Raw genomic sequence first — 22,136 nt, 5'->3', positions numbered from 1 at the left:
TTAATCATTGCCCCATGCCTCCATCATGCCCCATGCCACTTCACGCCCCATCATGCCACTTCGTTATAATCGGTTTTGCCAATGCGTTTACTGCTGATTCGATAGGCCAAAATCAGCACCGCCATTGCCAGCGTCAACAGCACACTGGCAGCGGCACCAAAGGGCCAATCTCGAGCATCTAAAAATTGTGATTTAATGACATTCCCTACCAATAGGTTGCGAGAACCGCCCAAAATATCCGCCACATAAAACATGCCCATGGCAGGCAACAACACCAACAACACGCCAGAGATGATGCCAGGGGTGGTCAATGGTAAAATCACATGCCAAAAGGTCTGAAGCCGATTTGCCCCTAAGTCTTGCGATGCCAAGATAAAATCTTTTGGTAAATCAGTAAAGACAGCATATAACGGCAACACCATAAACGGAAATAACAAATACACCAAACCACCAATCACCGCACTTTGGGTATATAAAATCTGTAATGGCTCATTAATGATGCCTAACCCAATTAACGCTGAGCTTAATAAGCCATTGGCAGCCACAATCAGTTTAACTGCATATAAACGCACCAGTGAGTTTGTCCAAAATGGGATAATCAACAACAACATCAACAGCGTCTGCCAGCGTTTTTTGGCTTTACTGACCAGCCAAGCAAATGGATAGCCAAGCAACAAACAAATTAAGGTGGTGATGGATGCCATGGATAATGAATGTAAAAACACCTTTAAATATAAGGGGTCAATCAATCGTGCGTAATTGGCTAAGGTGGCAGGCATTGCCAAAAAATGCCCTTCATCACGGGTTAAAAAGCTGGCAATGATGACAATCACATTAGGTAACAACGCAAATATGACCAACCATGCCCAAATCACAAATAAGGTGGCATGGCGAAACAGATGACGTTGCTTGGCTGTGTTAACTTTGCTTTTGTTAACTTTGTTTGTGTTAACTTTGGCTGTTGCTGCATTGGCATGGCGATGGGGGGGAGTCGACTTATTCATCAGGCAATATCCATTCCCAACCATCAACCCAATCTACTCGCACTTCTTGCCCCAGCTTGTAATTAAAATTGGGGTCATCTTCGTTAAAATACTCAGATGCCTTGATGCGATTGCCATTTTTGAGTTCAATCACAGAATCCAACGTACTGCCTTTGTAACTGCTGTCCACCACATGACCGACCAAGCCATCATGTGCTTCATCTGTGTAATACACTCGAATGTCTTCAGGACGTAATAATAAATTAACCGTTTGCCCCACTTGCACGGTAAATTTAGGCTTGGGTAACTCACGCACAGGGTGATAGCCGTCTTTTTGTTCAGCCACTTCCACTTTGATGGTACGGTCATTGACCGCCAGCACATTCGCTTTAAATAAATTGGTCTCACCAATAAAGCTGGCGGTGAATAAATTAGCAGGGCTTTCATAAATGCCAATGGGGGTATCAATCTGCTGAAATACGCCACCTTTCATCACTGCAATGCGATCAGACATGGATAAGGCTTCTTCTTGGTCATGGGTAACAAACACAAAGGTAATGCCAAGCTCTCGTTGTAGGCGTTTTAGCTCTGATTGCATCTGCACACGCAATTTGGCATCTAAGGCAGATAATGGCTCATCAAGTAACAATAACTTGGGGCGATTGACCACCGCTCGAGCGATGGCGATACGCTGTTGTTGCCCCCCAGACAAATCTTGTGGACGGCGATTGATGGTATGTTCTAATTGCACCATGGTCAACGCTTCACGCACCCGCCCATCAATCTCATTTTTGGCAACTTTTTTTAACTTTAGACCATAAGCGATGTTGTCATAAACTGTCATGTGTGGAAATAACGCATATTGCTGAAATACCGTATTAATGGGGCGTTTTTCGGCAGGAAATTGAGCAATGTCGATGCCGTCTAGCTCAATAGAACCGCCATTAGGCATCTCAAAACCGCCAATCAAACGTAATAAGGTGGTTTTGCCACAGCCAGACGGACCAAGTAAGGTTAAAAATTCACCATCTTGAATATCAAGGTTGATGTCGTTTAAGATTTTGCTATCGCCATATGCTTTGGACAAATTGCGAATGCGTAATAATGGCTTGCCAGTGAATGACGTGTCATGATTTGATGAGTCATCGGTTGGCTTATCGGTTAACATTGTCGGTGTCGGTTTACCCGCCTGACCATGTTCGGTTGGCAAAGTCGTTGATGCAATCATAAAGTTACCTTATGGTTAAAGAAGGCAATGGCTAAAAAAGGCGATGGCTAAAAAAGGCGACCATTTTAACATCATTTTTTTATGAACCGATGACATCTAACTCATCTGCGGATAATTTTTTGTAGGATTTTTTGCAAAAATTAGGGTCAAGGCGACAGACGGCTTCAGACAACTCATCTAATCTGGCTTCTGATTGTTGAATGTGGTCAAGCATCTTGGCAAAGCCATCAGCCACAGGGTCGCCAGAGTTAGGGTTAAGTCCATAGGCGTTAAAACCCAATGCCTTAGCAAGGCGTATTTTTTGACAATCTGCGTCATCAGATGTGTCAGTAGTTTTGGTATCGTGATTGTTTTGATTGTTGATTGATGTGTCGTCAGTGTGTGTTTGGTTGATGATTTGTTCATTATGATGTTCGTTATCATCATCAGGTTGAGTTATCATACGAGCAGCACTGCCAACCATGGTTACGCCAGCTGGCACAGGTTTGACCACCACCGCATTTGAGCCAATTTTGGCATTTGCGCCCACCGTGAAGCCTCCAAGTACCTTAGCCCCAGCACCGACCACCACGCCGTTTTCTAGCGTTGGGTGGCGTTTTCCTTCGTTCCATGACACACCGCCCAATGTCACACCGTGATAAAGGGTAACATCATCGCCAATCTCTGCCGTCTCACCAATCACCACGCCCATGCCATGGTCAATGAATAAGCGTTTGCCAATTTTAGCGGCAGGGTGTATCTCAATGCCTGTCAATGCTCTTGAACCATAAGCCACGAAACGGGCAATGAATTTGCATTCATCTTGCCATAAACTGTGTGCCACTCGGTGCATGATTAGGGCATGAATGCCCGGATAAGTGAGCAATACTTCGGTGAAGTTGCGAGCGGCTGGGTCACGGTCAAACACCGCATTGACATCTTCTTTGATGCTCTCAATGCTTTGTTGGGCAGTTTTTAAAGTGCGTTTAAGTTGGGTGATAACTGACATGGTAATCCTAATGCGTTTTATTGAGACATTCTTTTAAGCAATGTGTTGATAAGCGACTGTAGCAGTTGGTATTCTTTGTTGTCTAGCTGGACACGAGACAGCAGTCTGTTTAGTCGGTTAGGCAATGAGCGTAAGTCATCTGTATCTGCTAAGTCTAGCTGGCTAAACAGTTTGATAAGTTGATTTTGTAGGTGCTGTTGTTGTTGTTTGCTGATGGCAGGTTCATCCCAATGTTGGCGAATGTGATGCAACAACTCGGTAGAATTGATGCTTTTAGAGATGACAGTTGGCGGATTGTCTTGAGTGTCATACTGGGTGCTGTCTTGAACATATGGATGAAGACTGGCAAGGTTGGCAAAGTGGGCATAGATAAAACTTGTGATGACTTGTACCGCTGATGCCACATTGAGTACAGGATAGTCTGGATTGGCATCGATTTGAATGTGATAATCTGCCAATGCCAGCTCATCATTGGTTAAACCACGGTCTTCACGCCCAAATAAAATGCTAATTTTTGTCAATGGGGTTGAGTTGATTGGGTCATTTTTATGGGTAAGATGCTGATTAGTCAGATGCTGAGCAGTCATTAAAGGCAACTGAAAAGCTGATTGTTGATATAAAAACTGCTCAATCAGCATCGCCGTTTGGCTCGGATTGATGATGGGTCTGGGCAGATGACGGTTGCGACTGCTGGCAGCAAACACAAGCTGACTGTTTGCAATCGCATCTTCTAACGTAGCAACCGTTTTGGCATTCTGTAATAGGGCAGTTGCTCCTGCTGCATGTGCCATGCTGGTGTCATCTATGGGGTATTTGGGGTTAACCAATACCAAACTGCTTAAGCCCATGGTGTGCATGGCACGAGCAGTTGAGCCGATGTTGGCAGGCAAGGTGGTGTTGACCATGACGATATCAATGGCGGTGCTAAGTAAGGTGATGCTCATAAGTATGGGTTAATATGGTAGGGCAAATGGATAAATGGATAATAGAATAAATGAATTAAGCCAAACGTTGATGAATCTCCTGTATGACTGAGTTAAGTGCTTGCTCAATGTCGCTGAGTACGTTGTGAGCATCGGCTATCATACCAGCGTAACAAATCTCTTGCATGGTGTGGCAGTGCTGACTTAACGTTTGAGCTCCCAAGTTGACACTTGCTCCTTTTAGTGAGTGGGCAACTTGCAGTCCTGTTGTGTTATCGCCTTGAGTGTGAGCGGTGCGTATTTGTTGAACTTTCTGTTTGGCATCAAGGATAAATTGACTGATGAGCGTGGTAAAGTCGTCTTCTAACAAATCTTGCATTTCTTGCCATTGAGCATCATCGATATGGGTCATGCGATTATCCTTTTTGAGTTATTTTAAATTTAGCCTAAGCAATCTTTAAGTGAATTCTAGGCGAATGTGGTCAGTGTCGAATATTTGTCTTAGCTTTTGTAAATTGTCATCACTTGGGTACATTCGCCAATCATCATTTAACGCCACACCAGCGGTGGCATGGTCATCATACACATAAAGTCCCAAGGCAATACAGTTATCATTTGGCGTGTTGTGGTGTTGCTTGACATCTGCCAGATAATCGATATTGATGTCATCAACATCAACATCAACATCATTGATGGTAACTTTGGGAATATTGTCCAATTGGTTAGGTTTTAGCAGAGTTTGTAGTTTTGTCAATCGGTTGGTGTCATGACCATGCAGTTTGATGTTGATTTTTTTCAGCCATTTTATGCGTGCGTCAATCATTCCGTAAGCATCTTCTAGGCGGGCAAATACTCGCTCGTTGGCTTCTCGAATACTGCCTTTGATAATCAGCACTTCATCGACCTTGATGCGGTTTTTGATGCGGTTATAGCGTTCTGAATAACAGCTGACTTCAAGACGAGATGTGCCGTCATCGATGGTGATGGCAATGCGATTGCCAAAGTTTGCCACGTCCATGACCAACCCTGCAAATAGGGTTGTGCCATTGTAGCCTGTGTCACTTAACTTATCCAGAGATTGATTGGCTGTGTAATGTCGGATTTCTTGGCGGTACTCATCGATTGGATGCCCTGTTAAATATAACCCAAGGGTGTCTTTTTCTGCTTTTAGGCGATATTTGTCTGCCCAAATGATGTCATGACCTGTTGGTAACGGTGGGGCGGTGGTTACACTGTCAATCTCACCAAATAGGTCCATGATGCCCATTTCGCTGTTTTGTCGATTTTGCTCAGCGGCTTTAACGGCACTGGGCAACTGTGTCATCAATGCCCCACGGATTTGATGATATTGAGTTTCATCTAACTCTGGGCGTAAGGTTTTGGCGAAGTCATCAAAGCACCCTGCTTTAATCAGGGCTTCTAACGTGCGTTTATTGACTTTTTTGGTATCAACACGGCGACAAAAGTCATATAAATCGGTAAAATCTCCATCTTGCTTGCGTGCTGTTACAATGGATTCAACTGCCCCTTCACCCACCCCTTTGATGGCCCCAAGTCCGTAAATGATGTTGCTGGGTGTGTCAGCAACAAAGTACCATTCACTGCGATTGACGCTGGGGTTATCAACCGTCAGATTAAAATTCTCTCGGCAATCATTGATAAAAAACACCACGTTATCGGTGTTATTCATGTCACTGGTCAATACCGCTGCCATAAATTCGGCAGGATAGTAATGTTTAAGATAAGCGGTCTGGTACGCAAGCACGCCATAGGCAGCAGAATGCGACTTGTTAAAGCCATAACCTGCAAATTTCTCCATTAAGTCAAACACCCCCCCTGATACCGTGGGGTCAATGCCTTTTTGGGTTGCTCCACTGATAAATATTTCTCGTTGTTTTGCCATTTCTTCAGGTTTTTTCTTGCCCATGGCTCTCCTGAGCATGTCAGCCCCACCCAAAGAATACCCTGCCATGGTTTGTGAAATTTGCATGACTTGTTCTTGATAAACAATCACGCCATTGGTTGGTTCTAAGATGGATTCAAGATTAGGGTGGTCATAAATGACCTGTTCACGACCGTGTTTACGTTCGATATATGACTCAACCATGCCAGCATCTAAAGGCCCGGGGCGATATAAAGCACACATGGCGATGACATCATCAATGTTGCTGGGTTTAAGTTTACGTAAGTATTTTTTCATACCTGCTGATTCTAGTTGAAACACAGCGGTGGTTTTGGCAGGTTGTAGCACGTTTAAAAACGTATCTTTATCGTCCAATGGTAAGTCATCAAGCTCAATTGGGGCTTGGTTTTCTTTGACTCGGCGAGCGTTAATGTTGCGTACAGCAGCACTGATGACGGTTAAATTACGTAAACCCAAAAAATCAAACTTCACCAGACCTGCCGCTTCCACATCATCTTTATCAAACTGGCTGACACGATGTCCGTCTTCATCACAATAAATGGCGGTAAAATCGGTGATTCTGGTGGGAGCAATCAGCACACCCCCTGCATGTTTACCCACGTTGCGTGTGATGCCCTCAAGCTTAAGAGCCATTTCCCAAATTTCATTGGCATCTTCATAATCCATGTTATCAGGATTATTGAGCAAATCATTCAGCAAAGCTTCTTGTTCAAGGGCCTGAGCCAAAGAAATGCCGGGGGTTTTGGGAATGAGTTTGGATATTTTATCCGCCAAGCCATACGACTTGCCTTGTACTCGTGCCACATCTCGCACCACCGCTTTGGCTGCCATCGTACCAAAGGTAATGATTTGTGATACCGCTTCTCTTCCGTATTTACTGGCGACATAATCAATCACACGGTCTCGTCCTTCAATACAAAAATCAATATCAAAATCTGGCATGGACACCCGTTCTGGGTTTAAAAACCGCTCAAATAACAGTTCATAATGTAAAGGGTCAAGGTCAGTGATGTTCAACGCATAAGCAACCAGCGAACCTGCTCCAGAGCCACGCCCCGGACCGACAGGCACGCCATTGGCTTTTGCCCAGCGAATAAAGTCCATGACAATCAAAAAATACCCCGGAAAGCCCATTGATAAAATGATGTCTAACTCGTGTTTTAGACGTTCATCATAGGGCTTGCGAACATCAGCCCAATCATCACCACGACTGATGGGGGGATACAGTTTATCAAGGCGTTTATCAAGACCACGAGCCGACTCCGACCGAAAAAAACTCTCGATGCTTTCACCCACTGGCACAGGATAATCAGGCAATCGGTTTTCGCCTAAAGTTAAGATGACATTACAGCGTTTGGCAAGGCTGATGGTATTGTCAATGACGGTGGGTAAATCAGCAAACAAATCGCTCATCTGTTTTTGAGTTTTAAGATATTGAGCATCAGAATATTCTTTTGGGCGGTTGGGGTCAGCAAGCACATAACTGCCTGCAATGCACACTCTGACTTCGTGAGCATCAAAATCTTCTTGGCTAATAAAGCGAACATCATTATGAGCAATGATGGGCAACTGATGACGGTGTGATGCGTGAATGACCGCTTGAATATAAGCATCTTCTCCTGCACGAGAAGTGCGTTTGATGGCAAAATATAAACGGTTGCTAAACCGCTGTTGCCAAGCGTGGATAAGCTCATCTGCTCGCTCTGGGGTATTGCTCATCAGTGCTTGCCCAACATGACTTTGTTCAGTCAATAAGGCAATCACCCCATCAGCATGGGTGAAAATTTGCTCTGTACTAACGATGGGTTTACCACGACTGTGGTCATAATGCAAGCCATCAGTGAAGCCAAATGACACAATACGGGTTAAATTTTTGTAACCGTCATTGTTCATGGCAAGTAAAATTACTCGGTGATTGGCATCATCGGTCAGTACTTCTGCTCCGATGATGGGTTTGATGCCTGCCCCCAAACACGCACGATAAAACTTGACCGTGGCGAACAAATTAGACAAATCAGTCAATGCCAACGCAGGCTGAGCATCTGCCTTGGCAGCGGCAACCAACGCCTTTATCCGTACGATTGAATCGGTTATCGAAAATTCACTATGAACGCCAAAATGCACAAATGCCATACGTTTATTCCCCAAAATGACATACCTTCAATTCAATATGACACAAATATTTTAGCATATTTTATATTAACCCAAATCTGCTAAAATAACCATGAAATACCACGGAAATACTTTTACCATGCCATTTGTCAATATTGTTAATACACAGCCAGCTGATACACAACCCTTTAATAGTTCAGTCTTTTCTAAAAAGTGTCATAACATCAATCGATACTTTGCGATGATGATAGGGATTGTCAGTATCGTTTTATCCATACCAAGCCAAGCAACTTGCAAGCTGCCCAAAAGTTACTACAAAAATGTTACCTGTACATCAGACAGTCAATATTTTTTAGCCAGCAAAGATAACAAAACCCCTGTGGCATTACTTGATAAATCTGGTAAAAAAGTGGCGGACTTGATAGGACTGCAAGCTGCTGATGGCAATAAAATTCATCATGGCTTAATGCCTGTCATGCGGTATGACAAAGTGGGTTATGTGGACATGGCAGGTGAGATAATTGTACCAATTGTTTATGACAGTTTAGGTAAAAAAAACTGGGCAAGGGCTGCTAAAAATGGCTTAATCGTGGTAAAAAAAGATGGTGCATTTGGTGTGATTAATACCCATGATGAACCTCTGATTGCTTTTAGTCATGACATCAGTGCATTAAGTGATTTTGATAATGGTAAAGCACGCATGACCAAAGCAGGCGTTGATTATTGGCTAGACAGCAGTGGTCAAGTTATCCCCATTCATTCAAAAAAGTCTAAATACGCTCAATCAAAAAAAGCCAAAATTATCAATCAAGTCAATATTGATAATCACCAACTGATTTATACACCTCATTACATGAATGGCAAATGGGGATTTGTCAATGAAAAACAGGTGGCTGTCATCACTTATTCGTTTAATGAGGTGATGCCCTTCTCAGAAGGATTAGCAGGGGTGCGTTTAAAAGATAAATGGGGCTTTTTAGATAAAGCAGGCACATTGGTGATTAACTTTCGTTTTGATGACGCACATATTAACAAAAAAAGTGGTCAAAAGAGTAAACAAAACAAGATTTTTACCTTTATCAATGGTAAAGCTTGGGTAGGTAATCTAAAAAATGGCGATAAAATATGTATTGATAAGCAAGGCAATTCTGTAGCGTGTGATGACTAAATCATATCTATAAAATATCACTGATTTAAATCTTACCTGCCTTGACTCATGGTGCTTACTTACATGGCACATGGCATTTTTATTTGGTTTGGTTTCGCTTGGGTTGAGTTGGGTCAAATTTGTAATTTTTCGTTACTTTATGCAAATCATGGGGACGATGTCTGCCAAACAACCGTTAACCATGTTACTATCACCCATAATTATCCATAAATCATTACCCACAAATCATTATCCACAAATAACCATGTGCCACTTTGATGGGCAGCCAAATAGATGAACAGCCAAATAAACCCAAACCTAAACTCAATAAGGGATTTTATGACACACCACAACCAATCACATCACAGCACTCAAAGCCAACACATCGATGGCGAACGCTTAAATCAACTGGCAGACATTGCTAATCAATACATCTCTAATAAACAGAGCAGTTTGCCTGATTTTATGATGGCTTACTATCACAGTTTGTATCACGAGACAGCCGCCAAATACAGTAACGATGACTTGGCAGGCATGGCATTGCATCACTATATGATGCTCACCCGTTATCAAACTGGACAACCACAGATTGCGGTGATAAATCCTGTTGCTGAAGCTCACCACTTTCACAGTTCGCATACCGTGATACAAATCGTGGCGTATGATCGTCCATTTTTGGTGGACACCATGACCATGACTCTAGAAGAGCAGGGCATCAATGTGCATCGCATTCACAACACCATCATGGACATTCAATGGGACAATGAACGTCGCATTCAGGCAGTCAGCTCTGCTAATACCAGCCACACCAAACACATGTCACTCATTCATATTGAAATTGACCGTCAAGATGCCAATGATTTACCCGAACTTGAGCAGACACTTCTTAATAAAGTGGGGATACTTGACACCATCACCAATGATTGGCAACAGATGCACGATCGCTTACAACACATCAAAAATGAATTGAGTCAAGTCACACTGCCAGATGATTATCATTCTTATGAAGAGATAGAAGCGTTTTTATCATGGATTTTAAACGATCACTTTATCTTTTTGGGCTTTCGAGAGTACCGTTTAGAGCAAGATGAGCGTGGTGGGATAGAGCTCATTACCGTCGGTGGTTCAGGTTTGGGGCTGTTGCGAACAGCCGACGAAGACAAACCATCAGCAAGCTTTAAGCAACTGCCAGAACAGCTTAAGCAATTATTGATTTTGCCTAAGGTGCTTTTATTGTCTAAATCAAGCCAGCAATCACCTGTGCATCGTCCTGTGTATATGGACTTTTTGGGCATTCATAAGTTCGATGATAAAAGCAATGTGGTGGGTGAATACCGCTTTATTGGCTTGCTGACATCACAAGCCTATCAGCTTAGTGTACAGCAAATTCCTCTATTAAGAGAAAAAGCCACAACTTTGTTAGACATGGCACAGTTGCCTAAGCATGGGCATGCCCATCAAAAAATGATGCACATCATCAATACTCTGCCAAGAGATGACTTATTTCAAGGCGATACTGATGAGTTGTATCCCATCGTTACAGGAATTTCGCAACTACAAGATAAGCATCGTCTGCGTTTATTTGCTCGTGTTGATCATTATCAACGTTTTGTCTCTTGTTTGGTTTATATCCCAAGAGATAAATTTAACACCATGTTGCGTATTAAAGTCCAAAAAGCCTTGGTTGATGCCTTCGGTGGCACATCTTCAGGGTTTAGTACTCAGATGAAAGAAGCCTATCATGCACGGGTGCATGTGCATGTTCGAACCATTCCAGGGCGAATCAATCACGTGGACATCAGCAAATTAGAGCATAAGCTTAGCCTATTGATGCAAGATTGGTCAGATGGTTTTGCTAAGGCATTGCTTGATGATTTGGGTGAAAATCAAGCCAATGGTTTGCTTAATCGCTATAAATCTGTCATTCCTGCGGCGTATCAAGAAAATTTTGACCCACGCACGGCGGTAGAAGACATCAAACGCCTAAATGGGCTAAGTGATGATAACCCCATGCAGTGGCACTTATTCCAATCCACAGGTGATGCTGATAACGAGCTACATTTAAAGTTATATGGCACAGACCGTCCTGCCATTTTATCTAATGTGTTGCCAATTTTAGAAGATTTTGGTGTGGCAGTCATCTCTGCCAACACGTATGAGATTGCCACTCAACCGACACTGTGGATGCAAGAATATGCGTTACAATTACGCCATGTGGATACGGTGAATTTGTCAGTGGTACGTGGTCAGTTTGAAGACAGTCTACAACGTATTTGGCAAGAAGAAGTTGAAAGCGATCGCTTAAATGAGCTGATTTTGGTCAGTAAATTAGACACCTATGATGTGGTCGTGTTGCGTGCGTTATCACGTTATATGCTACAAGCAAAAGCCCCGTTTTCTTATGACTATATTGTGCAGACATTGGTGGCACATGCCTCCATCACCGTGAAGTTGGTAGAATTATTCCATGCTCGCATGTCGCCAGAGATGACAGAACGTGAGTCTGCCATCAAAGAAATTCAAGCCCATATTGATGAGCAATTAAAGCAAGTGAGCAGTTTGGATGAAGACCGCATCATTCACTGGTTGTTAGATTTACTTCATGCGATGTTGCGCACCAACTTTTATCAACGTGATGAAGCTGGTAAACGCAAAGACCGTTTGTCGTTTAAGTTTGCTGCCAATGCCATTCCACACCTGCCTGAACCTAAGCCAATGTTTGAAATTTATGTGTATTCACCCAAAGTAGAAGCGGTGCATTTGCGAGGTGGTAAAGTCGCTCGTGGCGGTTTACGTTGGTCAGACAGAATGGAAGATTTTCGCACTGAAGTGCTTGGTCTGGTCAAAGCACAAATGGTGAAAAATGCGGTTATCGTGCCAGTTGGCTCAAAAGGTGGCTTTATTGTCAAAACTCGTCAGGCAGGCATGGACAGAGAAGCGTGGCTAAAAGAAGGCATCGCTTGTTATCAGACCTTTATCCGAGGCATGCTTGACATTACCGACAACATTATCGATGGGCAAATTGTGCCACCAAATGACACCATGCGTCATGATGACGATGACCCTTATTTGGTGGTGGCAGCCGATAAAGGCACTGCCAGCTTTTCAGACATCGCCAATGCCTTAGCGGCAGAATATGATTTTTGGTTAGATGATGCCTTTGCATCTGGTGGTTCGGTGGGTTATGACCATAAAGCCATGGGCATCACCGCTCGTGGGGCATGGGAGTCTGTCAAGCGACACTTCCGCTTAATGGGTAAAGACATTCAACATACCGATGAATTCACTGTGGTGGGTATTGGTGACATGAGTGGCGATGTCTTTGGTAACGGCATGTTATTATCAGACAATACCTTGTTGCAAGCGGCATTTAACCACCTACATATCTTTATCGACCCCACTCCAGATGCCAAAATCAGTCATGCTGAACGTGAGCGTCTGTTTAATTTGCCACGCTCAAGCTGGCAAGACTATGACCCACAGCTGATTAGCCAAGGTGGCGGTGTGTTCTCAAGACAAGCCAAGTCCATCAGCATCACCGATGAGATGAAACAAGCCTTTGCCATTGAAGAAGACAGCTTAACCCCCAATGAGCTGATACATGCGTTACTTAAAGCCCCTGTTGATTTGATTTGGAATGGTGGTATTGGCACTTATGTCAAAGCCAGTAGTGAGACGCATGCTGATGTGGGTGACAAAGCCAATGACAGTTTGCGAGTCAATGGTGATGAAGTGCGTGCCAAAATTATTGGTGAAGGCGGTAATTTGGGGTGTACCCAATTGGGTCGTATCGAGTATGCTCAACATGGTGGACGCATTTATACCGATGCCATTGACAACTCAGGTGGGGTGAACTGCTCTGATCATGAAGTTAACATCAAAATTTTGCTGGGTGATGTGGTCAAGCAAGGCGACATGACCATGAAGCAACGCAATGAATTGCTTGAGTCCATGACCGACAGTGTTGCTGAATTGGTGTTACGCCAAAACTACCTACAACCACAGACCATTGAGTTAAGTGCCTATCAAGCGGTGGAACGCCTTAATGAACATCAGCGATTTATGCAAATGCTAGAAAGCAACGGTCGCCTTGACCGTACCATTGAACGACTGCCCAATGACACCGTGATGGCAGAGCGACAAAAATCAGGTAAGGGTCTGACCAATCCAGAGTTTGCCATACTGCTTGCTTATGGCAAAATGTGGGTATATGACAATCTGCTCACATCAGACTTACCCGATGAAGCTTACTTTACCAATGAGTTGCGTAAATACTTCCCTGATGTGTTGGACACGCCTTACTTTGAACAGATGACCGAACATCGTTTACACCGTGAAATCATCAGTACTTATCTCACCAATGGACTGGTTAATCGACTGGGCATCGAAAATGTTTTTCGCTTAACCGAAGAGACAGGGCAAGACGTCCCAACCATCACTCGAGCCTATGCCATCGCCCGTGATGTTTATGATGTGTATCACGCATGGCGTGTGCTAGAAGAGTTAGATAACCAAGTGGCTGCCCAAGAACAAATCAGACTTGAGTTAAAAATCCGTCAAGCACTCAAGCAGGGCATGGCATGGTTTATCAATGCCAATGGGCAAAAGCTGTCCATTACCGAGATGACCGATAAGTTCAAAGCCACTGTGCAACAATTATTGGCAGATGAAGAGCTGATGAATGTTCATTTTGCTAAGAGTTTGCAAGACAGCCGTGATGAGATGTTAAATGCTGGTCTCAGTGCTGAGCAAGCTGATGTCTTTGCCAAATTGCCAATTTATCCGTTTGCCTTAGATGTGGTTCAACTGGCACAGCAAGCAGACAGTGACATTCGCACAACCGCCCAAGTATATTTCGCTGTTTACGATGCTTTAAATGTGGGTTGGTTATACGCTCAAGTAGCGTCTTTGCCACAACAAAGCCATTGGGACAGACGTGCCAATAATGCGTTAATCCATGAACTCAACAAGACCATCAAGGCGATTGCTTTGCCACTGCTTGATGAAGACAATCCTGTCATTGCCATCAAACAATGGCAAGAGCAAAACCACGCAGAGCTTGAGCGTTTGCAACAAGCCAAAGATGACCTAAGCGGTACTGATGACGTAGGGCAGGTCAGTTTATCAGCGTTATCTGTGTTGTTAAGTGAGATGGGCAGTTTGAATTTATCATCTTGATAAAACGCTTTTTTAGAGAATGTGCCTAATCACTAAAATACCTAACTTAATGCCTATCTTAATGGATAGGCGTTTTTATTGAAATATTTGTTCATTGAATGCAACCTGTAAGGAAAATCCCATGTCCAGTCAAAAAATCATTGAATCAACAACACCCAACTTACCCACCCCTTATTATCTGATAGATGAACAAGCCATTGTCAACAATTTAACCATCATCAAACGCATTTGCGACCTATCAGGGGCAAAAGCATTATTGGCACTCAAATGTTTTGCCACTTGGGGGGTGTTTGATGCCATGAAACCTTATTTACATGGAACAACGTCATCATCACTCAACGAAGTGCGATTGGGGGCAGAAAAATTTGGCGGTGAAACCCATGCCTACAGTGTGGCGTACGCTGAACATGAAATCTATGATGTGGTGAGCCATGCTGATAAAATCATTTTTAACAGCTTCAGCCAGCTGAACGCCTTTCGTCATGTTGCTGATGAAAAGGGCATTCCCATTGGTCTGCGTGTCAACCCAAAAACCAGCAATTCCTCTTTCATCATTGCCGACCCTGCACGCCCATTTAGTCGTTTGGGTGAGCATGATGTGGATAAAATCATGTCAGTGATTAATGACATCAGTGGCATCATGATACATAACAACTGTGAAAATGATGATTTTCATGCTTTTTGTGCCAGTTTAGATGACATTGAAAATAAATTTTCTGATGTGTTGCCATGTTTGGATTGGGTGAGTTTGGGTGGTGGCATTCATTACATTGCTCAAGATTACCCTGTGGAAGCGTTTGCTAAACGGCTAAAACAATTTTCTGATGACTTTGGCGTGCAAGTTTATCTTGAGCCGGGAGAAGCAAGCATTCACAATGGTGCGTTACTGGTAACCAGCGTGTTGGACACCATGCACAATGGTAAGCCTTTGGCAGTGGTTGATGCCAGTATTGAAGCGCACATGTTGGATTTATTGATTTATCGAGAATCTGCCTCCTTGGTTGGTATCAATGACCAAAACATCAATTTATTCCCCATTAGCCAGCTGCAGGACAACAATGATGGCATAAATAATGATGGCATAAATAATGATGACACAAATGTTTCTGACAATAAGACCAATGACAGCAATACCATCATCTATGGTAAATCCTGCTTGGCAGGGGACATTTTTGGTGAATACGCATTGAATGACATTGAGCTAAAAACTGGTGATAAAGTTGCCTTTGGCAATGCCGCAGGCTATACCATGGTAAAAAAGAATTGGTTTAATGGTGCTGCCATGCCAGCGATTGTGATTAAGCGGTTGAATGGACAAATTGAAACACAACGACAATTCACTTATGAAGATTTTAAATCCAGTTTGTCTTGATTAAAGTTGAATGACAATGTAAAACTTTGTTATGGCATTAAAACTTTGTTACAGCATTAAAACTTTGTTGCAACATGGATAGCCAAGTTTTCAGCTGTTGGCGTTGTTTATTAATCAATTCACGAGCATATATGGACTGATAATCTTGCATTTGTTGTTCAAATATCGCATCTAACTGTTGATATAACAACTCTTGGAACAATAAGGACAAATCGCTCACCGTTTGTTGACTAAAACTGTGATAAAAATTTGCCCAATGTGGAATGATGTCAGCATACAAAGAAGATGGCAGGCTTGCCAGTAAATGATGAAAGGCGTGGTTGGGTGATGTGAACAGCACCTTGTTGTCTGACTGTGATAATCGCAACTCAATCAGTTCAACCAATTTGGGTAACGCCATGTCTTGTTTTGTGTCATTGTTGTCGTTTGGTTGGTCATCTTTTTGTCTGTCCTCTCTTTTTCTGCCAAAATCTCTCCATGTGGGCAGTGGCGGAATGGGCAAGTTGTTGTTGGTTAATTTGCTGATTTCATGGCTGATTTGCCGATAAGCATGGATATTAGATGTCCGCCAAATCTGCTCAAGCGATACCACATCTATGAGTTCAGGTTGGTAAAATAAGCACAGTTGAAGGTGGTGGTGAATTTGTAAAGGGCTATTAAAGTTAAGCAACGCATCTTTAACGGCTTTGTTTTGGTTGCGTCTGCCCGTTAACCGATAATAGATGTCGTTGTTGAGCAGATGGCGAAAACTACTGCCTTTGGGCAATAAAGCAGTCAGCTGTTTGACTTGAGACATCATCTTGGCTTTGCCTTCAGGTGATTCTGAGTCAATCTGCGTGCTAAGATAAGCAAACACATAATCTGAGAGTATGGTGGCATTGTCTATTTGCTCAACCATGCTGTCTTTGCCAAACATTTTGACATAACTATCAGGGTCATGCCCTTGTGGCAGTGTTAAAAATTTTAATGTCTGGGTGTCTTGTAAAATGGGCAAGCTTAGTTGTAGCGTTCGCCATGCCGCCGTTTGCCCTGCGGAATCACCATCAAAGCACAAGGTTAAAGTGTCGTTAAATTTGAGTAACCGCTGGATTTGTTTCTCATTGGTGGCAGTTCCCATTGAAGCCACTGCCCCATAGATGCCTGCTTGATACAAAGCAATCACGTCCATATAACCTTCCACCACCAACCAGCGACTGGCTTTTTGCTGACGTGATTCATAATAGCCATACAGTACTTGTTGTTTATGAAAGACAGGTGAATCAGAAGAATTGATGTATTTTGGCTTAATCTCGTTGTCTAATGCTCGCCCTGCAAACCCAATGACCCGTCCTTGATTATCACGAATGGCAAAAATGACCCGTTCTCTGAGCAAATCATAATCACGTCCGCCATCAGATTGGCGAATAAGCCCCAATATTTTCAATCCTTCTATGTCATCAGGAAACGCCTGTGATAAGTGTTGCCAACCACTTGGAGCATAGCCAAGCCCAAAGGTGGCAATGGTCTGCCAAGTGAGTCCACGACTGATAAAATAACGCTGAGCGGTGGGAGTTTGTTGTAATTGATGTTGATAAAACTGTTGTACCCGTTGTAACAGTTCATATAAATCACCATCGGCATGTTGGTTGGCGTGATCATCAGCAGAATGAACAAGGTTAGAATGGTGCCAATCGGTGAATGATGATGTGTCAATCAATGATGTGTCAGCCAAAGCATTCATTGCCAAGGTAGTATCCAGCAATGGCACATCATGATAAGGTGGCATGCCATGGTCATGATGTGTGATGCCATGTGTTTGATGATTGCCTACTTGCTTGGCTTGGTGGTTGCTTGCTTGCTTGGTTGGTTTGGTGGTTGACTGAGTGGTTGACTGATGACCACGGCGATAGCGGGTATGTTGTTTGTCATTTTCTGGAATGGTAATGCCTGTCTGTTTTGACAGCTCATGCACCGCTTCAATGAACGTTAAATTTTCATAATCCTTTAAAAAACTGATGGCGTTACCACTGACCCCACAGCCAAAGCAGTGATATAGATTTTTACTGGGATTGACATAAAAGGACGGCGTTTTTTCACCATGAAAAGGGCAACAGCCCTTAAACTCATTGCCTGCTTTTTTTAGTTGCGTGTGCCGACCGATGATGCCAACCAAATCTGCCTGACTGTTTAGCTGGTCAATGATATGATTGGGTATGTTCATGATGATCCATTGACAAGACGATAAAAGACAGCACTAAAGCGTCAATTGATGATTAACAGGTTCTAAAGCCATTAGACAATCATTGAAGATAGTCATTGACCAAAATGTTTGTGGTTTGATAAGACCACCATCATTTGGTGTTGCTATTAGGGTATTGTTATTTAAACATTGTTATTTGAACATTGTTATTTAGTTGGTGGTTGGCATCACAATCGGTTCAATGGCAACATCAGCCAGTGAGGGCATTGGAGTGGTGATTGCATTGTCTTGGTCAGTGTTTGCAGGGATAACATCATCATTGATGCGACGCTCATCTGCCAGACCAAAACGGATACCATGATTTGTGGCAGAGTTATTAAAGTCATTTGTCTTAGTGCTTTGTGTTGTTGTCATATTAGCACTGCTGGGCAGTTGTAGCTGTGATGCTTGACTGATGATTTGTTCTTTGGTGGCTTGTGTATGACTGCCTGTGGTTTGAGACTGTTGTGGTGTGTTTGCCTTACCCAGTTTGCCAAAACTGATTTTATTTAGCCAAGATTGTTTGGTGGCACTGGGCAGTAGCACTTGTCCTTGATGACCAAGCAAATTAGGATAGTTAATTTGTAATAAGGTTTTATAGTCTTTGGCGGTATCGGTCATGCCCAGTTGCTCATAGGCATATGCCATGGTGGCAATGGCATGAGGGACAGAACTGCTTTGAGGATAATACTGAAATACCCATTTGGCACGATTGGCGGCTGCCAAATAAGCTTCACGCTTAACATACCAATCTGCCACATACATCTCGTGAGCTGCCAGCTCATTATAAATATAAGTCATACGCTGAGCCGCATCAGGTGCATAAATGCTGTTGGGGTAACGGCTGACCAAGATTAAAAAATCATAAAATGCCGCTCGATAATAAGCAGTGTCACGTTGAGATTTATCCAGATTAAACACATTAAGCAATCCAGATTCGCCCTGCATGGTGGCGACACCCTTGACATACTGAGCATAATCGACTCTTGGGTGAGTGGGATATAACGTGATGAATTGATTGGCATAATCCGTTGCTTGTTCATATTCGCCCTGCTGATAAGACGCATATATCAAATCCAACAATGCTTGCTCTGCCAACCGCCCAGCAGGATAAAAGGTTCTTAGATTATTTAAGTTTTCTGAGGCATGATTGTAATTGCCTTTTTTAATCGCTTCACTGGCAATGCGATAATATTCTTCAGCACTATTTTCGGCAGTGGCAATGGCATCTGTTGATTTATTGAACCAAGATAAAGATTGGCAACCGCCAAGACTTAGTGCCAAACAAGTCAGCGTAACGGAACAAATGGCTTTCATATGAGACATGGTAACAATCCAGAGCAATCCAAAGAAAAGATGAACAAAACAATTCACCAACTTTAGCACAAGTTATCAATTTTAATCATCAACTTTAACATAAATTGGCTTTAAAAAACCACGCTTAAGGCGTGGCGATCATGTTGATGTGATTGTGCATGATGATGAAGTCAGCAATATAAAATCAGCAATCAGTTTTTACCACGATAGGTGATGCGACCTTTTGACAAATCGTAGGGAGTCATCTCAACCTTGACTTTATCCCCTGTCAAAATACGAATGTAGTGCTTACGCATTTTGCCAGATATGTGAGCGATGATTTCATGCCCATTGTCCAAACGAACTTTAAACAGTGTGTTTGGCAGAGTATCAATGACCTCGCCTTCAAATTCGATGATGTCGTCTTTTTTTGCCATAATGATGTCTTAATAAAAAATAAAGCCAAATTATACGCTTGTGGGGTGAGTTTTTCAAATGCTTTATTATGTCAAAACCATTATGTTAAAACCGTTATGTTAAAACCATTGTGGCAAACTTATTGTGGCAAACCTAGCCAAACAGGGGTTTTATCCATATTTGGCAGATGTTGTTGTAAATGCGGTGGATAAATGGCATCAATGAAATATAAGCCATCAGCCGCCGCTGTGGCAGGGGCTTGGGTACGGTCTTTGGCAGTGATTAAGGTTTCAATGGCATCGGTTGGCAATTCACCTTGACCAATGGCGAACAATGCCCCCATTAAATTACGTACCATGTGGTGCAAAAAACCATCTGCCTGAATATCAAATACGATAAATGCACCATGACAAAACAGCTTGGCATGGCTGACACAGCGGACAGGTTGGCGTGACTGACATGCCGCTGCTCGAAAACTGCTAAAATCATGCTGACCCACAAGACAATCGGTTGCTTTTTGCATAGCTGTGATGTCAAGTTGCTTGGTTAAATGAGTTACCTGTCCATAAAGCAGAGCAGGCGGGTATGGTTGGCATAAAGTAACATAACGATAACGTCTGGCTATCGCAGAAAAACGAGCATGAAATTCGGTTGGCATCGGTTGTATCCAGCGTAACGTGATGTCATTGGGCAGCAAACTGTTGATGCCCCGGAACCAGCCATATAACGGACGCTTGGCTCTTGTCTGAAAGTGTGCCACCATATTGCCAGCATGAACGCCAGCATCAGTGCGACCAGAGGCAACCACTTCAATAGGCTCATTGGCAATGCGACCAATGGCTTCTTCCACCACTTGTTGGATACAGATAACCTCTTGTTGGCGTTGCCAACCTCGGTATGCTGTGCCGATGAATTCTAACCCAATGGCATAGGTAAAAGATGTGTCTTGTGACTCTTTATCAAAGCTTTTAGGGTTGATGTTGTTTTGTTGGGTTTGTGTTGTGATGATTGTTGTTATGATTTCAGACATGGTGATTGCTGGCCTTTTATGAAATTTAACTGACGGTGATTAAACTTGACTGACCGTGTGTTGCCAACGTTGGCGACGACGTTTGGGCGAGTCGCAGGTCAACAGCAACCATAAAAGGCGAGCATAAATGGCTGGTAGTGTCAGACGACCACCACTGATGACATGACAATCAGCCAACCAACTGCCAGCGGCATAATTATCACTGACACCGCCCAGCAAAGCTTGACTGCTATTTATCACCATGATGCCTGCTTGATAAGCAAGATTTAACATCGTCTGCATGGCATGTGACTTTGGAAAATTACCTTCACCATAGCTCATTAAAATCACAGCCGTTGGTGTGTTGTTTTTTTCCGCTTGGGTGATGATGTGCCTTAACTGGCTGGCATGGATATTCATATGTTCATCAGCATGGTCATCAATATGGCTGGGTAGGGCATAGATAACTTGCACACAGCATGGCTTTTTTAAGAGTGATGACTGACCATTGTGGTTGTGGTTGATTTTGCCAATGTTTGATTGATGATGCTGTTCTAGCCACATGGTCTTTGTTGTCTGACTTAATCGGTCTTGATAACTGCTGGCAGGATAGCCCACCTTTTGATGACCACTAAAAGCCAACATGTCATGACTGTGCAGTTTTTGCACTGTTTGAGCAGGCCAGACATCGTTGCCAATGGCAACATAGACCCCTGCTTTATCTTTAAGCAGTTGTCCGATTGCCAAGTGAAAGTTATCCTTGGCATCAGATTGGGGATTGATGACATAATCTGTCAGTCGTGTGGGGTCGAGTAGCGGCCGCATACTGGCGGTTAATACCAAACGTATGTCAGAATTTGCAAAAGCTTCTGCCAAAAAAGCCCCCAAATAGCTTAAGGTATCTGTGCCTGTGATGAGTAAGAAATACCGCTGTCCTTGAGCATAATGCTTTAATATCAGGCGATAAAACGTGAGAAAGTCTGGAACATCAAATTGACTGCTGTCTTTGATTAGCGAATTGTCAACCATGTTTAACGTGATGTCTGTGGTATTTGGCATGATTTGATGGAGTATTGGTAAAAATGCCTTGGCGGATAAAGGAGCAAGCGGTTGCCCAAAGCTACCAAATGTGCCTCCAGCATAGATAACGTCAATATGACTGATGGAAGAAGACAAAGGTTTTTTCATGAATGACACCAGTAATCATCGAATAAAATTTTTCATAAACAATCACCATAATAACAACCACCATAATAAAAAAAGGCACAGACTTAAGCGTGCCTAATTTTTTACTTTAATCATGGTCTGGTAGTGCCACAATCGTGGTTATGGCCATACCAG

At 43.1% G+C, this 22,136-nt stretch carries 14 protein-coding genes; 3 read left to right on the top strand and 11 right to left on the bottom strand.

Annotated elements, in window-relative coordinates:
• Nucleotides 1-50: 50 nt before the first annotated feature.
• From potB to dnaE, 6 genes are all read right to left on the bottom strand, one after another.
• Entirely contained in the window at nucleotides 51-1,004 is a 954-nt protein-coding gene (gene potB, locus B0682_RS03785) for a spermidine/putrescine ABC transporter permease PotB (protein WP_078306733.1), read from the bottom strand.
• Complete coding sequence (gene potA / locus B0682_RS03780; RefSeq protein ID WP_143823285.1) at nucleotides 997-2,151, bottom strand: spermidine/putrescine ABC transporter ATP-binding protein PotA; 1,155 nt, start codon at nucleotides 2,149-2,151, stop codon at nucleotides 997-999. The genes potB and potA overlap by 8 nt, the downstream gene beginning before the upstream one ends.
• 139 nt (nucleotides 2,152-2,290) lie before the next feature.
• Nucleotides 2,291-3,199, bottom strand: coding sequence for a serine O-acetyltransferase (cysE, locus tag B0682_RS03775; RefSeq protein WP_078306731.1), 909 nt, complete (start codon nucleotides 3,197-3,199; stop codon nucleotides 2,291-2,293).
• Nucleotides 3,200-3,216: 17 nt separating this feature from the next.
• Entirely contained in the window at nucleotides 3,217-4,143 is a 927-nt protein-coding gene (locus B0682_RS03770; RefSeq protein WP_078306730.1) for an RNA methyltransferase, read from the bottom strand.
• Between the two features lie 55 nt (nucleotides 4,144-4,198).
• Nucleotides 4,199-4,534 (bottom strand): Hpt domain-containing protein, encoded by a 336-nt coding sequence (locus B0682_RS03765; protein ID WP_078306729.1) that lies wholly within the window; start codon nucleotides 4,532-4,534, stop codon nucleotides 4,199-4,201.
• A 45-nt stretch (nucleotides 4,535-4,579) separates the two neighbouring features.
• Nucleotides 4,580-8,179, bottom strand: a complete 3,600-nt coding sequence (dnaE, locus tag B0682_RS03760) for a DNA polymerase III subunit alpha (RefSeq protein WP_078306728.1) — start codon at nucleotides 8,177-8,179, stop codon at nucleotides 4,580-4,582.
• Nucleotides 8,180-8,297: 118 nt separating this feature from the next.
• Here dnaE and B0682_RS03755 point away from each other — a divergent pair, with 118 nt between their 5' ends.
• The 3 genes from B0682_RS03755 (at nucleotide 8,298) to B0682_RS03740 (ending at nucleotide 15,855) form a co-directional block, all read left to right on the top strand.
• Nucleotides 8,298-9,326 (top strand): WG repeat-containing protein, encoded by a 1,029-nt coding sequence (locus B0682_RS03755; protein ID WP_158077855.1) that lies wholly within the window; start codon nucleotides 8,298-8,300, stop codon nucleotides 9,324-9,326.
• A 318-nt stretch (nucleotides 9,327-9,644) separates the two neighbouring features.
• Nucleotides 9,645-14,483: an NAD-glutamate dehydrogenase gene (locus tag B0682_RS03745; protein ID WP_078306725.1), complete on the top strand. Its 4,839-nt coding sequence runs from the start codon at nucleotides 9,645-9,647 to the stop codon at nucleotides 14,481-14,483.
• Nucleotides 14,484-14,604: 121 nt separating this feature from the next.
• Nucleotides 14,605-15,855: a carboxynorspermidine decarboxylase gene (locus tag B0682_RS03740; protein WP_078306724.1), complete on the top strand. Its 1,251-nt coding sequence runs from the start codon at nucleotides 14,605-14,607 to the stop codon at nucleotides 15,853-15,855.
• Between the two features lie 37 nt (nucleotides 15,856-15,892).
• Here the strand turns inward: B0682_RS03740 and B0682_RS03735 are convergent, their stop codons facing one another.
• The 5 genes from B0682_RS03735 to B0682_RS03715 all read right to left on the bottom strand — a co-directional run bounded on the left by B0682_RS03735 (nucleotide 15,893) and on the right by B0682_RS03715 (nucleotide 21,983).
• Nucleotides 15,893-18,055 carry a DNA primase gene (locus tag B0682_RS03735; protein ID WP_078306723.1) on the bottom strand — a complete coding sequence of 721 codons (2,163 nt, stop codon included), beginning with the start codon at nucleotides 18,053-18,055 and terminating at the stop codon, nucleotides 15,893-15,895.
• A 189-nt stretch (nucleotides 18,056-18,244) separates the two neighbouring features.
• Nucleotides 18,245-19,399 (bottom strand): outer membrane protein assembly factor BamD, encoded by a 1,155-nt coding sequence (locus B0682_RS03730; protein ID WP_078306722.1) that lies wholly within the window; start codon nucleotides 19,397-19,399, stop codon nucleotides 18,245-18,247.
• A gap of 182 nt (nucleotides 19,400-19,581) precedes the next feature.
• Nucleotides 19,582-19,806, bottom strand: coding sequence for a translation initiation factor IF-1 (infA, locus tag B0682_RS03725; RefSeq protein WP_078306721.1), 225 nt, complete (start codon nucleotides 19,804-19,806; stop codon nucleotides 19,582-19,584).
• Between the two features lie 119 nt (nucleotides 19,807-19,925).
• A complete protein-coding gene (gene truA, locus B0682_RS03720; RefSeq protein WP_078306720.1) occupies nucleotides 19,926-20,816 on the bottom strand; it encodes a tRNA pseudouridine(38-40) synthase TruA in 891 nt (296 codons plus the stop codon).
• Nucleotides 20,817-20,855: 39 nt separating this feature from the next.
• A complete protein-coding gene (locus tag B0682_RS03715; protein WP_240494840.1) occupies nucleotides 20,856-21,983 on the bottom strand; it encodes an asparaginase domain-containing protein in 1,128 nt (375 codons plus the stop codon).
• Nucleotides 21,984-22,136: the final 153 nt, after the last annotated feature.

The sequence above is a fragment of the Lwoffella lincolnii genome (assembly GCF_002014765.1).
GTDB lineage: Bacteria > Pseudomonadota > Gammaproteobacteria > Pseudomonadales > Moraxellaceae > Psychrobacter > Psychrobacter lincolnii.
The sequence above is the reverse complement of the archived record's forward strand: the minus strand, read 5'-3'. Positions and strand labels throughout refer to the sequence as shown.